General features: G+C 46.7%; 12 protein-coding genes. 1 reads left to right on the forward strand and 11 read right to left on the reverse strand.

Features of this window, described 5'->3' with window-relative positions; translation table 11 throughout:
* Positions 1-131 precede the first annotated feature (131 nt).
* The 11 genes from AC3ITG_RS25410 to AC3ITG_RS25460 form a co-directional block, all read right to left on the reverse strand.
* Positions 132-1,925: an ABC transporter ATP-binding protein gene (locus tag AC3ITG_RS25410; protein WP_489251737.1), complete on the reverse strand. Its 1,794-nt coding sequence runs from the start codon at positions 1,923-1,925 to the stop codon at positions 132-134.
* 69 nt (positions 1,926-1,994) lie between these two features.
* Positions 1,995-3,293 (reverse strand): NCS2 family permease, encoded by a 1,299-nt coding sequence (locus tag AC3ITG_RS25415; RefSeq protein ID WP_413373133.1) that lies wholly within the window; start codon positions 3,291-3,293, stop codon positions 1,995-1,997.
* Positions 3,294-3,542: 249 nt separating this feature from the next.
* Positions 3,543-4,301: a tRNA threonylcarbamoyladenosine dehydratase gene (locus AC3ITG_RS25420; RefSeq protein ID WP_024633055.1), complete on the reverse strand. Its 759-nt coding sequence runs from the start codon at positions 4,299-4,301 to the stop codon at positions 3,543-3,545.
* An 18-nt stretch (positions 4,302-4,319) separates the two neighbouring features.
* The gene (gene aspS, locus AC3ITG_RS25425) at positions 4,320-6,098 is read right to left on the reverse strand and encodes an aspartate--tRNA ligase (RefSeq protein ID WP_489251738.1); all 1,779 of its coding nucleotides are present in this window, start codon (positions 6,096-6,098) and stop codon (positions 4,320-4,322) included.
* Between the two features lie 200 nt (positions 6,099-6,298).
* Positions 6,299-7,552: a histidine--tRNA ligase gene (gene hisS / locus AC3ITG_RS25430; RefSeq protein WP_413373135.1), complete on the reverse strand. Its 1,254-nt coding sequence runs from the start codon at positions 7,550-7,552 to the stop codon at positions 6,299-6,301.
* 822 nt (positions 7,553-8,374) lie between these two features.
* Positions 8,375-9,643 carry an SEC-C metal-binding domain-containing protein gene (locus AC3ITG_RS25435; protein ID WP_489251739.1) on the reverse strand — a complete coding sequence of 423 codons (1,269 nt, stop codon included), beginning with the start codon at positions 9,641-9,643 and terminating at the stop codon, positions 8,375-8,377.
* 615 nt (positions 9,644-10,258) lie between these two features.
* A complete protein-coding gene (locus AC3ITG_RS25440; protein ID WP_053779113.1) occupies positions 10,259-10,705 on the reverse strand; it encodes a hypothetical protein in 447 nt (148 codons plus the stop codon).
* Between the two features lie 114 nt (positions 10,706-10,819).
* Positions 10,820-11,326, reverse strand: a complete 507-nt coding sequence (locus tag AC3ITG_RS25445) for a type 1 glutamine amidotransferase domain-containing protein (protein ID WP_053779112.1) — start codon at positions 11,324-11,326, stop codon at positions 10,820-10,822.
* 285 nt (positions 11,327-11,611) lie between these two features.
* Positions 11,612-11,779: a hypothetical protein gene (locus tag AC3ITG_RS25450; protein WP_160319650.1), complete on the reverse strand. Its 168-nt coding sequence runs from the start codon at positions 11,777-11,779 to the stop codon at positions 11,612-11,614.
* Positions 11,780-11,856: 77 nt separating this feature from the next.
* A complete protein-coding gene (dtd, locus tag AC3ITG_RS25455; RefSeq protein ID WP_489251740.1) occupies positions 11,857-12,318 on the reverse strand; it encodes a D-aminoacyl-tRNA deacylase in 462 nt (153 codons plus the stop codon).
* A 12-nt stretch (positions 12,319-12,330) separates the two neighbouring features.
* A complete protein-coding gene (locus AC3ITG_RS25460) occupies positions 12,331-14,508 on the reverse strand; it encodes a RelA/SpoT family protein (RefSeq protein ID WP_413379795.1) in 2,178 nt (725 codons plus the stop codon).
* A gap of 376 nt (positions 14,509-14,884) precedes the next feature.
* On the opposite strand from AC3ITG_RS25460, the gene uraA reads away from it, so the two are divergent.
* Positions 14,885-16,201, forward strand: coding sequence for a uracil permease (uraA, locus tag AC3ITG_RS25465; RefSeq protein WP_489251741.1), 1,317 nt, complete (start codon positions 14,885-14,887; stop codon positions 16,199-16,201).
* The last annotated feature ends 20 nt before the right edge of the window (positions 16,202-16,221 follow it).

The following is a 16,221-nucleotide window of genomic DNA, read 5'->3' on the forward strand; positions in this document are numbered from 1 at the left end:
ACTGACGACACAAAAGGATACCCACTATATCATATTGATGTACAAAAAGCTACAGTAGCCTGGATAGCAAAATGAAAGAAACCGCTGTTCCTGTTCGCAAAGAACAGATGAACAACGGTCATCCTTTCACATCATTCCGGCTCAGAATCCGGCTTCCCATCCTGTGCCACAAACTGTTTCTGTGCCAGTTCACGGTATACCGGATGGTGGCTAATTAGCTCCGCATGTGTACCGGTTCCCGTAACATGTCCCTGTTCCAGAACAACAATCTGATCAGAGTCGACAACGGTGGACAATCGGTGTGCAATAACAACCGTTGTTCGTCCTTCCATCAGGTTAGACAGGGCTTGCTGTACTTCATGTTCCGAGGTGCTGTCCAGACTAGACGTCGCTTCGTCCAGCATCAGAATATCCGGGCTGCGCAGCAGTGCACGGGCAATAGCGATCCGTTGGCGTTGACCACCCGATAGCTTGATTCCGCGTTCCCCCACTTCCGTGTCGTAGCCCTGAGGCAGTTTATCAATAAAAACTGAGGAATACGCCATTTCTGCCGCCTGTCTAATTTCGTCCATACTTGCCTCACGGCCCAGCCCGTATGTCATGTTTTCCTTAATTGTGCCTGCCATCAGAGGGCTCTCCTGTGATACATATCCAATCTTGCTTCGCCAGGAGGCTAATGAATATTCCGTTATGGCCTGTCCACCATACGATATACTGCCCGACTCCGGAAGATAGAACTGCTCCAACAGGGAAAACAGCGTTGATTTCCCGCTACCGCTCGGCCCAACAATGGCCGTCACTTTACGGGCCGGAACGGTCAGATTGATCCCATGCAGTACCTCTTCCCCTGTTACATAAGAGAAATGCAGGTCGTTAAATGTAATCGTCTCATTGCCTTTTGGAGCAATTGCTGTGCTATGACGCGGTTCTTCTTCATGTGCCAGAATAGCCTGAATGCGTTCTGTCGCACCGACAACCTTTTGCAGACGTGAATACAGTGTCGTAAATTGCCCCATCGGCATAATCACCTGGAACAACAACAGAATGAAGGCGACCAGTTCACCCGGAGACAGCAATCCAGAAGCTACCCGCATGCCGCCAACACCCAGAATAACAACCAGTACAGCCGTCATGACAAACGTAAAGAGTGGACCGATCAACGCCAAGATCCGAGCTTCCTGTAGTCCAAAAGCAAACATCTTCCCAATACGGGAATCGCCTGCTTCCGCCTCCTGTTTCTCCGTTCCATAAGCTTTCACCAAACGAATCTCGCCAATGACTTGGCTGAGCACCGAAGTAAGACCTGCCATTTCGTCCTGCTGCTTTTTGGAGATTTTGTACATTTTACGACCAACAGGCAACAGAATCAGTAGCGTTAACGGCACCAGACTCAGAATAATGAGTGACATGACCCAATCCAGATAGAAAAGCAACGCTACCCCGCCCACAACCGCAACGATATTGGATACAAAAGAAACGAGATAATCCGCAATTAGCGTCATAATCTGACTCGTATCATTCGTGATTCGACTCATCGTATCACCCGTACGATTCCGGTCGAAATATGGCATCGGCAAGGATAATACCTTGTTCCACAGCTTCGCTCGCAATGTCGCAACCACTCGTTGACCTGCATAGTTCAACATATAGATGCTGATGCCTGAAGCGATGGCCTGAATAACAAATGCCCCCAGCAGCAGGAAAATAACGGACTTGTTCAGCGCAGACATCGTAAGCCCATCAATCAGGCCTTTGGTCATCAGCGGGACAATCAGTCCAGCTGTTGTCTGAATGAGTGTCAGGATCAACGCTATGATCAGAATAAGCTTCGGTGGATTAGTGGCAGCAATCAGCTTCACAAAATCCTTGAATCCTTTTTTTCCTATTTTCGATTCAGCTTGACCTGCCTGTTGTTGCTCTTCCATTTCCGTTCCCCCGTTCTCCCCTTGTTCACCAGAGATCATACGTACGAACTTACATTACGTTTCCTGTCTTTACAATACCCCATGCAGCACGAAATTGGCCAAAAACAGGATGGCAATACCGTACATGACTTTAGGCACCTGTTTGCCCTGACCCGCCGCCAGCTTCGCCACCGGATACGCAATGAATCCAAATGCCATACCGTCCACGATGCTATAAGTAAATGGAATCATGACCATGATCAGAAAAGCCGGAAAAGCCTCCGTGAAATCACGGAAATCCATGTCCTTCACATCTTGTACCATTAAGCCGCCAATAATGATCAAAATAGGTGCAATAGCACTGTCCGGAATATAACCCAACAGCGGAATAAAGAAGAACGTTGCACCAAACAGCACTGCGGTAACCAGTGGAGTCAATCCTGTACGCCCACCTGCTGCTATACCCGCTGTTGTCTCCGCCGCAGCTACAGTAGGACTACTGCCAAAAATTCCGGCAAAAATATTCGAGATCGACAGAGCCCGTAAACTACCCTTAAACCTTTGGGGGCGCCCAATAAGATGGGTTTGGGCTGTAATCAGGCCGATGTTCTCAAATACAACAATCAGCAACAACAGAAATACAGCAATCCAGAACGATAGATCCACCAGATTTGCGAAGGACAGCTGGGCAAATAAACCGCCGTATTGATGCAGTGCTTCTGTGGCAGACACAGGATCACCTGGTTTTACAGCACCAAGCACATAAGCTAGTCCTGTTCCCGCCAAAATACTGATCAGAAGCCCACCCTGTACATTGCGTATAAATAAAATCAAGGCGATCACAAGAGTAACACAGGCGGTGATCACTCCAGGATCATTAAAATGTCCGATCGCCACAAATGTGGTCTGATGTGCGATGACGATTCCGCTTTTTTGCAAACCAATGAACGTCAAGAACAAGCCAATCCCCACCGTAATACCATGCTGCAGATTTTTCGGAATGGCCTCACTAATCATTTTATATAACGATGTAAAGGCTACGATTGCAAACAGCACCCCGGTGACGGATACAACCGCCAAGGCTTCCTGCCAGCTCAATTTCATCGAATGTACGAGTGTGTAAGTGAAAAATGCATTGATGCCCATGCCAGGTACAACGATAATCGGCGACTTACCGCCAAATGCCATCAGCAAACAACCTGCAATGGACGTCAGCAAAGTACCCACCATAGCCGCCTGTAGCGGCATTCCGGCATCAGCAAGAATTGTTGCATTGACCATTACGATATACACCACGGCGAAATAGGAAATGGCCCCCGCCACAATTTCCTTCTTCCACTGGTCTCCTGGCTCTAGGCCAAGTCGTCTGGTCATCCATCCTTGTTTCATTCGTTCTATTCCCCTCTCTCTCACGCTGCCATTTCTCTATGTATTTATCATCATTTCGCGCAGCACCACATATCATACACGCTTTTGGGATTGAAGTACATCACGTAACCCTGACATTTGTTAAGGTTTTGCGCTCTTTTTATTGTGGCTTTGATTACCCTTTTGCCCCCTATCTCTGTCCACATGTGATATCCATGCAAAAAAGCGCAGGTACCTTGTCGGTACCTGCGCTTTTCCAATTACAACAGATTACTGCTGCTTATTCTCTGCAATTTCGATCAGTTCCTTGACGGCCACACTGACCATAATCAGTCCGGCTACCGGAGGAACGAATGCGTTACTCGCAGGTGGCTGTTTGGCCTTGCGAATTTCGGGCGCATTCTCGGGAACGATTTTCTGTGTTACATCTTCGCGTGGTTTGAGCGGCTTTTCGGTTGAAAAGACCACTTTCACACCTTTTTTAATACCGTCTTTGCGAAGTGTCGTACGGACAACACGAGCAATCGGGTCCATGGTCGTTTTCGAAATGTCCGCAACCTGGAATTTCGTCGGATCCATTTTGTTTGCCGCACCCATGCTGGAAATGACCGGAATCTTCCGTTTCAAGCATTCCTTGATGAGGTGAATTTTGTAAATTATCGTGTCGGAAGCATCCAGCACATAATCCAGCTCATACTTGAACAATTCCTCATACGTTTCTTCCGTATAAAACATATTCAGTGCAATCGCGTCGCACTCCGGATTGATGAGCTTCACCCGCTCTACCATCAAATCTGCTTTTTTCTGACCAACGGTCGTGGTCAAAGCATGAATCTGACGATTGATGTTCGTGATGTCCACTACGTCTTTATCAATCAGAATGATACGTCCAACACCACTGCGAGCGAGAGCTTCCACTGCAATACCACCCACGCCGCCGATACCGAGCACAGCTACTGTACTATTTTTCAAGGCGTTCAGACCTTCAGGTCCGATTGCCAGTTCTGTTCTTGAAAATTGATGGAGCATTGAGAATCGATGCCTCCTTTATTTCTTTTCCGCCACCGGTTTACGGGCTACGCGGATGTGAAGTTGTTCCAATTGGGAGTTATCTACTTCAGAAGGTGCATTCATGAGCAGATCCGTTGCACTTGCCGTTTTCGGGAAGGCAATCGTTTCACGCAGATTTGTGCGACCTGCCAGCAGCATCACCAGACGGTCGAGACCAAAAGCGATTCCGCCGTGTGGAGGTGTTCCGTATTCGAATGCCTCGAGCAGATATCCGAATTTCTCGTTGGCTACTTCTGGAGAGAGTCCCAGAGCAGCGAACATTTTTTCTTGAACATCACGTTTGTAGATACGCATCGAACCACCGCCCACTTCATAACCATTCAAAACGAGGTCATAAGCTTGAGCGCGAATCGCACCCGGATCTGTGTCAAAAAGATGTACATCTTCGTCTTTAGGACGTGTGAACGGATGGTGTTCTGCTACATAACGTTTGGCATCTTCATCGTACCCGAGCAATGGGAAGTCAACCACCCATGCAAATTTGAATTTGCTGTCATCGATCAGGCCCAGTTGACGACCGATTTTCAGACGAAGTGCGCCCAGTACATCTGCAACCACTTTTTTGGTGTCAGCAGAGAAGAGCAACAAGTCGCCTTCTTCAGCGCTAGTACGTTCTTTGACTGCTTCGATCTCTTCTGGCGTAAAGAACTTCACGATTGGTCCTTTGAACTCGCCATCTTTGACTTGAATCCATGCCAATCCTTTTGCACCGTAACGCGCTGCGAATGGTCCGAGGTCATCGATTTCTTTACGGCTCCATGTCCCACAGCCTTTGGCGTTCAGAACTTTCACTTCTCCACCTTTTTCGATGACAGAAGCAAATACTTTCACACCACTGTTTGCTACGATATCGTTCATTTCTACCAGTTCCATGCCAAAACGCAGATCCGGTTTGTCTGAACCGTATTTACCCATTGCATCTGCATACGTAATCCGTTGGAAAGGCAGTTCCAGCTCAACACCTTTCGTTTCACGCAGCAATTTGGCCATCAGCTCTTCCATCATTGGCAGCAGGTCATCCTGTTGCAGGAAGGAAGTCTCGATGTCGACTTGGGTGAATTCCGGTTGACGGTCCGCACGCAAATCTTCATCACGGAAACAACGAGCGATCTGATAGTAACGCTCAAGTCCGCCGACCATCAGCAATTGTTTGTAAATTTGTGGGGATTGCGGCAGGGCGAAGAATTCACCTTCGTGCACACGGCTTGGTACGAGATAGTCACGCGCACCTTCCGGGGAGCTCTTGGTCAGGATTGGTGTTTCTACTTCAACGAATTCTTCTCCATCCAGATAATCACGGAACACTTTGGATGCTTTGGAACGCAATTTCAATGTTTCAAACATTTCCGGACGACGCAAGTCCAGGTAACGATATTTCAAACGAAGGGACTCGTCGACTTCCACACCATCTTCGATGAAGAATGGAGGAGTTTTTGCCGCGTTCAGTACTTCAATCTCGGTAATTTGGACTTCGATTTCGCCTGTAGGCAAGTTTTTGTTTACGGTCTCTTCGTCACGTTTAACAACTTTACCAGTTACCGCGATAACGTACTCGCTCCGCACTCTGTCAGCGATTTGCAATGCTTCGCCAGAGTAAGCCGGGTTGAAAACAACTTGTACAATTCCGCTGCGGTCACGCAGATCGATAAACAGTACGCCCCCCAGGTCACGGCGGGTCTGTACCCAGCCGTTCAATGTTACGGTCTCACCGATGTGTGCGGGTGTTAATGCGCCGCAATGATGACTTCTTTTCATAACCAAACTCCTCTTATGTGAATTTCCGTTCTGTATGGGCGGGCAGAGCTCGCTTTTCAACAGTGCGGTTGCGTGAAGACGATTTTATTCAAATGGCATGTTACCTCTGACTCGCCAACTTCCGATTAATCGGAAACATTGGTGTACCTCAGTAATTTTGCCGGATCAATTGTTGCTATTTTACAGTTTCAAACTCGTGCTTATTTACTTCCGCGTATAGCTGCTACCAGATCATCGAGCTTCACGGTTTGTTGTTCACCTGTATCCATGGACTTCAGGGCAATCTCCCCGCGCTCCAGCTCATCATCACCCAAAATGGCAGTGTAACGGGCTTTGAATCGGTCGGCTGATTTCATCTGGGCTTTCATCTTGCGACCGAGATAGTCGCGTTCACCGGACAGACCGGATTGACGAAGCTTAAACAGCTGACGGTTGACTTCACGATCGGCTGCTTCACCGAGAGCAACAAAATATACATCCAGTGGAGCAAGGGAACTAACATCAATGTTCTGGTGTTCCAGAATCAGTTGAATGCGCTCCAGACCGATACCAAAACCAATACCAGGCTGATCCGGTCCACCTATATCTCCAACGAGGCCGTTGTATCTACCGCCGCCGCCGACTGTATCAATCGCGCCAATGCCTTGAGCTTTCAGTTCAAAAGCAGTCAATGTGTAGTAATCCAAGCCACGTACCAGACGATTGTTCACCGCGTAATCTACGCCAAAATCATCCAGATACTCTTTCAGCTTGGCAAAGTGGTTCAATGATTCTTCATCCAGACTATCCAGTATGGACGGTGCCCCTACGAATTTGTCCTGATCAACTTTGCAGTCGAGCACGCGCAGCGGATTACGTTCCATCCGGGATTGGCAGTCCTTGCACAGGCTTTCCTTCATCGGTCTGAGGAATCCAAGCAATTTTTCTCGATATTCTGCACGGCTAGTTGGGTTACCCACCGAGTTGATCTCGACTTTGACATCTTTCAATCCCAGTTCTACACACAGTTGATACCCAAGTGCAATGACTTCAGCATCGATCGCTGGATCAAGGGCTCCGATGGCTTCTACACCGAACTGGTGGAACTGACGCTGGCGACCTGCTTGCGGACGTTCGTACCGGAACATCGGACCGATGTAATAGAGCTTGCTCACATCCGGTTCGCCATAAATTTTATTTTCCACATAAGCGCGGACAACACCCGCTGTACCCTCCGGACGAAGGGTCATGCTGCGGTCCCCTTTATCATTGAAGGTGTACATTTCTTTCTCAACAATATCGGTTGTCTCACCAACGCCACGTACAAATAAAGAAGTCTGTTCGAAGATCGGTGTGCGAATCTCGCGGTAATTAAAACGGCGACACAGATCACGCGCTTTTTCCTCTACGAACTGCCACTTTTCCACAACACCAGGCAATAAGTCCTGCGTTCCAGTCGGTTTTTGAAAAGCCATCTTTTATCCCTCCAGCATCTATTTTTCTCTGTATAATAAGTTGTTCCAGGACTGTTACACCTGCCCACTCCGATTGCAGTACCATCTTCCGATCGCTGTTATCCCCAGATTTTTTAATTCAATTTTCAATGGGGAAATCCGGGGATAGCATATGCTTCCGAAGCAGCTTTCTTTCAGAAAGCTTTTAGCCGAACGCTTCGCTTCTACAGATTGGTTCTGCAATCTCCGTTATGGTATAAATGTTAGGATCAACTTATATAACAAAAAAATCCCTCGCCCTGTCGCTGTATACACAGCAAACAAAGGGACGAGGGATTGTGTTTACACATTCACCCGTGGTACCACCCACATTCCGGAATCCCTGACACTTTCGCCGTTCAGGTGATGATCTAAGGTTGCTCCAGGCAATCCGATCAAACAGATCATTCCGCTCTACGTATAACGCACGCCCTGCGCAGGCCAGCTAATAACCATCAGATGTAAATCTAATGTGTTCGCTGTCTGTTCTCGGAGAAGTCATTCGTCCGCTCATCAAGAGAATCCTTACAGCCAAGGGATTCTTCTCTGTTCATGTGGGCACGGAGTACTTGGTCCCGTCATCAAATCATCAAGTTATATGATTACATGTTATTATATAACGTTTAAAGTTAATTTATTTTCTGATTGTAATGAACCGCAGTGCTAAAGTCAAGGGTTAACACAAAAAGATAGCACTAAAAAAAATTCTCACACGCCGTACGGTATGCGGAGTCCACAGAAATCAAGGCTAATAGAAGCTGGATTCATCCAATGAATTCCAACTTCTATTGCCTTCTTATATCTCTATTGTTTCAGCATCCACTTCAGCAGATCCGGCACACTCGCCCATAGGCGGGAGTGCATAATGACATATTCAATCGCTTCGTCAGAATTGCCCATTCCGACAAAATCAGGGAGGTTATGCGGCAGCTGCTTCAAACCCAGCAGATAATCAGGCACATGGTTGTTCACACCTCGAGCCACACGGTACAGCATTTTGAGCTGGGAGGTGATTCCGTTCTTCTTATACTCCAGAATGATCTGGTCATAGGTAAAGGCGGCTGCAGCGTCATCTTTCCCATACTTCTCCAGCAGTTGCTCTGCCTGCTTCAATTGGTTACTGTACAAATACACAGCAGCGAGCAGGTAACGCGCTCCGGTATTGTCTTCCGTATTAAGCTCCAAAATATGCTCCAGGATTTGTGCCGCTTCGTTGGCATCTCCGCCAAACCAGCAGGATTCGGCGTAGCTTTTGCATATCCGGATATATGGACGAGTCTCATGAAGCGCCCAGAAGTCCCCCTTGTTCTTCTCAAAAAACAGTTCGCCCAGTTCGCGTTCGCCAGCAGCGATTCCAGCCTTGAGGTAAGCTCGTGCATCAGACTCATTGTCCGATTCCTCAGCCAGAATACGATATGCATCAGAGCTGTCAGAATACATCTCCAGGGCCGTTTTCGCCAGCTGTATTCTGCGTTTGGAAGAACTGGCTTCCATCGCCTTATGTAGCAGAGCCTGCGCTTTGTCCTTCGATGTACCTGGGCTGTTCAGAATCATCAGCTCGTCCGTTTCGCCACCCATGCCGTATTCTTCGATGTATTTGAATATCTCCTTAACCTTTCGGGAGATCGTTGATGTCGTTACCTCATATTTATCTGACAGCTCAGCCTTCGAAACATTGAAGCCGTATTCCTCAGACAGCAAGTACTCGATTGCAGCAAAGAACGAGCCTGTCTTCTTCACAGTAGGGCGGGTCTGACGGGAATAGCCATTCCATAGCACCAGAGCTTCCAATATCAGCTCCCGCTCGTAATGGTTCCTCATGTTCTCAATAAGCTGCAGGGCCAGCTGTTCGTGAGCCTGATGCTCCCATTTCAGTTCGCGCGCCACCATCTTTTTCAGTTTGGTCAAGGTCAGTTTGCTCTCAGGCTGAATCGAGGCTTCCTGGACATGCTGCTCCGTTGATATCAGCCCCAGTATGGATTCTACCGCAGAAGGCTCCTTGCCCAGACAGCATTTCTTATATTTTTTCCCGCTTCCGCACGGGCATAAATCATTTCTTCCAACCTTACTCAAAACTAATTCCCCCTTAAATCTGTCACTAGCCATTCGCATGAGAACACTGTTGCTTTAGCATTATAGGTGTCATTTCTCAAACGAGGCATTCTATATAACTTACAATTTCTAGCATCAAGCAGAAACGGTTGCCGCCCTTATATAAGGGCGGGGCCGTTTCTGCGAGTATATGTTCATCTAGAATATAACGATCACTCTGGCGATGAATTCCTCATACTCTCGATCATAGGATTGGATTTGCCTGAGCCCAATCGCTGGAAGCTTGATTTACCGTCCAATGTAGCCCAACTATGAAAACAATGCGCTTTAAAATACTTAAACCCATTTCTCTATTCTAGCAAAAAATTTAAATAAGGGGTAAGCTTCGCCCAAAACATACAAATTCTCATCTCAAAAAAAAAACCTGCACACGGTGTGCAGGCTCAAAGGATATATAAAAAAAGGGGGTCATGTGTGTTATTATAAACGGGCTTTGTTAAAGGCTTATGTAACTAATATTACAGTAATATTACAAAAATGATAGCGCTTTATAATTTGTTGTTTTCTCCATTATAAAAGCCCCTGCAGATGGCCCTGACATGGAAGTCAGACCCTGCAAGGGCTTCATACTACATATTAATTCAATTCTTCCACATAAGCTTGGTTGGAACGAAGTTTATGAATGATTTCCTCATAATCCTCATCCCTTACTTTGGCAGACAAAACATAATGCAGATCGTCATAATCAGCCGAGGACACATCTGCAGCATCCAACAGATCGCCATCCTCATTGACATTATCTCGTGAACCTCGCTCCGTATCACGATCCACATTGCTGACGACCGGGATTACATTTTCGCTGGCAGGAACCCCAGGTGCTGCACCCACACCCATGGCTCCATTGGTTCCTACGCCACCCGCTGTGTTATAAGGCACCAGAGGTACCATAATCCGTTTGTCTCTGCCAACCGCGCTATCCAGTTGCCCTACTTCCAAATGCTCTGTACGGAACGTCTGAAGTGAGGTTCTTGCCCCCTCTGCCTCGTCCTCGGTCCGAAAATACGCCTGAATATGTTTTGTCATGTCAAACCCTCCTTTATCGGAATAAATGCTTGGTATAACGAAAACTTAGAAGCTTTGAGCTTCAATCTTCATTTTAATCAGTAATCACATTATCGTACGGTCCGCCCCAAGTCATTAAATGACTTTTAACAATTCGCGGACAAATGCCGGTTCATCGGCAGGCGTACGGGATGTAATATAATTTCCATCTACAACAGCTTCATGATCCTTGAATTCTGCCCCTGCGTTCACCATATCATCCTTGAGCGGAGGATAGGATGTAATCGTACGGCCTTTCAACAGATTCGCACTTGCCAGAATTTGCGGACCGTGGCAGATCGCCGCGATAGGTTTCTTCGCACTGTTGATCTCCGTTACGAATTTCAGGATATGTGCGTCTGTACGCAAATTTTCAGGAGAAGATCCACCAGGAATGACAACTGCGTCGTAATCCGAAGCCGAGACCTCAGCGATCGCTTTGTCCGAAGTATAGGAGGCTTTACCACCTTTACCTTTCAGCGTCTCTCCTGCTTTCAAGCCGATAATTTCCACGTCGTGTCCGGCTTTTTTCACCTCATCATATGGAACCTGCATTTCCGAATCTTCAAAATCATTCGCCAATAAAAAAGCAACTTTACTCATAACGTATGTTCTCCTTTCCGTGTTCGAAATTTCTTGAAATCAGTTATTCGCAGAAATTGTTGGTGTACATTTCTTGTTCATTGCCCGTAATAAATACTGATCCTGGCACGCCATCGTGCCTCGTTCTGTTATTACCCTAACCAGAGCCGTTTATAACATGACGAGCCTGTATTATTTTGACTTTGATCAGGCGATCCGATTCATCAACAGTTAAGTTCCATAACAAAAAAAGCCCTGATTCGATCATCGAATCAAGACTTTTCATTCATTCCAAATGGTCAGCACTCAGTCACGCGGAAGACGGCTCTGCTCCCCTTTGTCCGAATCCTGAAGAGCCCAAATCGTTGTTGCACACTCGGCAGCAGCGCGGGCAAGCTTCAGGGACTCATATAAGTTTCCAGGCAGAAGCAAAGGTTCTATTCGGGAACGTGTTTCCTTGACGGATTGGCGCATAATGGGTGGGATACTCCTTTGATCATCTTAAGTTAATGAACCGAATTATCCCTCATTATGGCCTGTTCCCCAACCAATTATGCATGTGTTTCTTGACGAATAGGGCTTTCGAGCATTAAAGTCACCGGTCCCCAATTCGTGAAAGTCACATCCATCATCGCTCCGAAACGTCCGGTTTCAACCTGAATTCCTTTATCACGTAACAACTGATTAAACGTTTCATATAACAATTCTGCCGCTTCAGGTCTGGCTGCAGTTGCAAAGCTTGGGCGTTTTCCTTTGCGACAATCTCCGTACAATGTAAATTGTGAGACAGATAATACAGCCCCGCCCACATCAATCAGACTGAGATTCATCTTTTCCTGCTCATCCTCAAAGATTCGAAGTCCAGCGATTTTGTCTGCCAAATATATGGCATCCTTCTCCGTGTCCTCATGTGTAATTCCCACGAGCAACATCAATCCGGATTCAATTTTTCCCGTCAGTTCTTCTCCAACGGTCACCTGAGCCTCTTTACAGCGTTGTACAAGCACCCTCATCTTACAGGCTCCTTACTGCATAATCCGATGCACAGAATAGACATCTTTCACCCGTTTGATCCGTTCCACAACCGAATGCAGATGCTCCGTATTACGAATCAGAATTGTGACGTGCACCAATGCTAATTTATTTTTATCTGTACGTCCGGTGACGGCAGATATATTGGTTTTACTTTCGGAAACAGCCTGAAGCACTTCATTGAGCAAGCCGTTTCGATCATGGCCCGTAATCTCAATATCCACGCTGTAGTTGGCTTCAATATTCTCTTCCCACTCGACTTCAATGACGCGAGCTGCTTCTTCCCCATCCGTACTAGACGGAATATTGGGACAGTCCGTTCGATGCACTGAAACCCCACGTCCACGTGTAACATACCCGATAATAGCATCCCCTGGTACAGGGTTACAGCAGCGCGCAAAACGTACAAGCAAATTGTCTATACCTTTGACACGGATGCCATTCGTCGGACGGTTTTTGCGTTCAGGTGCAGGCTTCAGCTCACGCATTTCGGAGTTCAGTTCAAGCAAGCTGGATTCTTCCTGCTCCTTGCGTAGTTTCTCCGTTGCTTTGGTCACGATCTGTGCAGCCGTAATACCACCGAATCCAACAGCTGCGAGCATATCCTCAATATCATTGAAGGCATACTTTTTGGCTGCTTCCTGCAACTTATCGTCCGTCATCCAGGCAGAAGGATCAAGTCCCATGCGCTTGAGTTCACGTTCACAACTGTCGCGTCCTTTTTCAACGTTTTCTTCGCGCCGTTCCTTCTTGAACCATTGCTTAATCTTCGCTCGTGCGTGAGAGGATTTTGCAATTTTGAGCCAGTCCTGGCTCGGTCCGTAAGAATGTTTTGACGTCAAAATTTCAATGATATCGCCTGTTTTGAGATGATAATCGAGCGGAACGATACGACCATTTACTTTGGCACCAATCGTCCGATTACCCACCTCTGTATGAATTCTATATGCAAAATCCAATGGAACAGATCCAGTAGGCAATTCGATAACTTCACCTTTTGGCGTGAATACAAACACAAGATCCGAGAAGAAATCCATTTTAAGCGATTCTACAAATTCAGACGCATCCTGCGCTTCATTTTGAAGTTCAAGGATCTCGCGGAAGAACGTAATTTTATCTTCAAAATGGTTTCCGTTCGCAGCGCCTTCCTTGTAGGCCCAGTGGGCAGCAATACCGAATTCAGCGGTGCGGTGCATATCCCATGTCCGGATTTGGACTTCAGTCGGTTCACCATTCGGACCTACGACCGTGGTATGCAGCGATTGATACATGTTCGCCTTCGGCATCGCGATATAGTCCTTGAAACGTCCTGGCATCGGTTTCCATAACGTGTGTATAATTCCGAGGGTAGCATAACAATCCTTGATGTTATCCACAATAATACGAATCGCAAGCAGATCATAAATCTCGTTAAACTGTTTGTTTTTCGTAGTCATTTTTTTGAACACGCTGTAGATGTGCTTAGGACGACCCGACAGATCTGCCTGAATTCCCATCTCATCCAGCTTGCTTGTAATACCGTCCATAACCGTATCAATATATTGCTCACGTTCTGCACGCTTTTTGTGCATCAGGTTTGCAATTCGGTAATATTGCTGCGGATTCAAATAACGGAGGGCGATGTCCTCCATTTCCCATTTGATCGCAGAGATACCCAGACGGTTCGCAATCGGACAGAAAATCTCCAGCGTTTCATATGAAATCCGGCGTTGGCTTTCTTCCGACTGAAACTTGAGTGTCCGCATATTATGCAGACGGTCAGCCAATTTGATCACGATGACACGGATGTCCTGCGCCATGGCGATGAACATTTTGCGGTAGTTCTCGTTCTGCTGTTCTTCCTTGGAGCGGAACTGAATACGTTCCAGCTTCGTCAAGCCGTCAACAAGCATGGCACACGTATTGCCGAAATGATTGCGGATTTCTTCAAGTGAAACCGTAGTATCTTCTACTACATCATGAAGAAGCGCTGCAATTATGGAGATGGTGTCCATCTGCATGTTTACAACAATATCGGCAACCGCAAGCGGATGCAGAATATACGGTTCTCCCGATTTTCGCGTCTGTCCATGGTGGGCCTGATCAGCAAATTCGTAAGCTTCACGTATGCGCACCAGATCGGGTTCTTTGATATATGCCCCGGCCTTCTCGAGTAATTGCTCTATGCCCATTCTGATCTGTTCCGTGTCCTTTCTATACAAAATGGAACCCGTGACATAATATCAACACAGGTTCCCCGTAAAAGTAATTTCCTATAATTATGACGCTTCGCCCGTTTCCCGTCAACTACTGACGAATAAGAGCACATATCCAATTTTTTTATACGTTATGTGGCATTCCCCAAAGATATTGCCCGATATTCAATAAAGGTTGGGAATCGTCCTCATTTATTATGTATTATTACCGTTATTTGCCGAAATAGAAGGGTTAATTTTCGTAATAGAAATGGTTTCGCCATGTTTAGTGGAAAAATGTTATTGCTAAATGAAGAGAAACTCTGTACTATATTGAAGATTTGTGTTTCGGAAAAAAGGAGATGAACATTCATTGCAACGTGAAATTCAGGTTAATCAAAAAATGCCGCTCGGCTCAGGCTCACTGCTGAGTCTCCAGCATTTGTTCGCCATGTTTGGCAGCACGGTACTCGTGCCGAACCTGTTCGGTGTCGATCCAAGTATGATCTTACTTATGAACGGTATTGGAACATTGTTGTACATACTCATGTGTAAAGGGAAAATTCCGGCCTATCTTGGGTCAAGCTTTGCTTTTATCGCACCCGTGTCATTTGTGTTACTCGAACACCCCGATAACGGTTATTCCATGGCGCTTGGAGCGTTCATCGTAACGGGAGTTGTATTCTGTCTCGTGGCTCTTACCATCAAATATACCGGAACAGGCTGGATTAACGTTGTTTTCCCACCAGCGGTTATGGGCGCAATTGTAGCGCTGATCGGTCTCGAGCTTGTACCTGTGGCTGCCGGAATGGCTGGACTGATCAATTCCGATTCTCTCAAATACCCTGACTGGGTACCTCAAGCCAAACCGATTATTTTAGCCATGGTTACTCTTGGTATCACTGTTATTGGTGCAGTAACCTTCCGTGGGTTCCCCAAGATCATTCACATTTTAATCGGGATTGTATCCGGTTACGTGCTTGGATACTTTATGGGTGAGGTAAAAACCGAGAATATAGCGAACGCTGACTTTATCTCACTGCCTACCGTAACGACACCGACATTTGACTGGTCTGTCATCCTCACCATTTTGCCTGTCGCACTTGTTGTCATTGTCGAGCACATCGGACATCTGCTTGTAACGAGCAGCATTGTAGGCAAAGATCTATCCAAAGACCCTGGTCTGCATCGCTCCCTGCTCGGGAACGGCGTTTCAACCATTCTTTCCGGTTTCGTTGGATCCACACCGAATACAACTTATGGTGAGAATATTGGGGTTATGGCTCTGACCCGAGTTTACTCGACGTATGTTATTGGCGGCGCTGCCGTTATCGCGATCGTGCTTTCTTTCTCAGGTACGTTCTCAGCACTTATAGCTAACATTCCTGTTCCGGTTATGGGTGGTGTATCTTTACTTCTGTTCGGAGTTATTGCGGCATCCGGTTTGCGTATTCTGGTCGAACAGAAAGTGGATTTTGCTAAACCGACCAACCTGTTGCTAACTACCCTTGTACTCGTCATCGGACTCAGTGGTACTGAGATCACGTTTTATGGTGTTCATCTCAAGGGAATGGCTCTGGCAACCATCGTCGGAATTCTGCTGAGCTTGTTGTTTAAATTATTTGAAGTACTGGGTTGGTCGAATGATCAAACGGAGAAACAGCCTTTAACCGAGAAAACTCCGGATTGATTGATTTCTTGCCGACTGGT

It is taken from the genome of Paenibacillus sp. GL_099_B, assembly GCF_057835695.1.

Excerpts from the sequence above, each read along its gene's own strand:
- AC3ITG_RS25420 (WP_024633055.1), bottom strand. The coding sequence starts at position 4,301 with ATGCTCCATCAATTTTCAAGAACAGAACTGGCAATCGGACCTGAAGGT.
- AC3ITG_RS25440 (WP_053779113.1), bottom strand. The coding sequence starts at position 10,705 with ATGACAAAACATATTCAGGCGTATTTTCGGACCGAGGACGAGGCAGAG.
- hisS (WP_413373135.1), bottom strand. The coding sequence starts at position 7,552 with ATGGCTTTTCAAAAACCGACTGGAACGCAGGACTTATTGCCTGGTGTT.
- AC3ITG_RS25445 (WP_053779112.1), bottom strand. The coding sequence starts at position 11,326 with ATGAGTAAAGTTGCTTTTTTATTGGCGAATGATTTTGAAGATTCGGAA.
- AC3ITG_RS25415 (WP_413373133.1), bottom strand. The coding sequence starts at position 3,293 with ATGAAACAAGGATGGATGACCAGACGACTTGGCCTAGAGCCAGGAGAC.
- AC3ITG_RS25450 (WP_160319650.1), bottom strand. The coding sequence starts at position 11,779 with ATGCGCCAATCCGTCAAGGAAACACGTTCCCGAATAGAACCTTTGCTT.
- aspS (WP_489251738.1), bottom strand. The coding sequence starts at position 6,098 with ATGAAAAGAAGTCATCATTGCGGCGCATTAACACCCGCACACATCGGT.
- dtd (WP_489251740.1), bottom strand. The coding sequence starts at position 12,318 with ATGAGGGTGCTTGTACAACGCTGTAAAGAGGCTCAGGTGACCGTTGGA.
- AC3ITG_RS25460 (WP_413379795.1), bottom strand. The coding sequence starts at position 14,508 with ATGGGCATAGAGCAATTACTCGAGAAGGCCGGGGCATATATCAAAGAA.
- AC3ITG_RS25410 (WP_489251737.1), bottom strand. The coding sequence starts at position 1,925 with ATGGAAGAGCAACAACAGGCAGGTCAAGCTGAATCGAAAATAGGAAAA.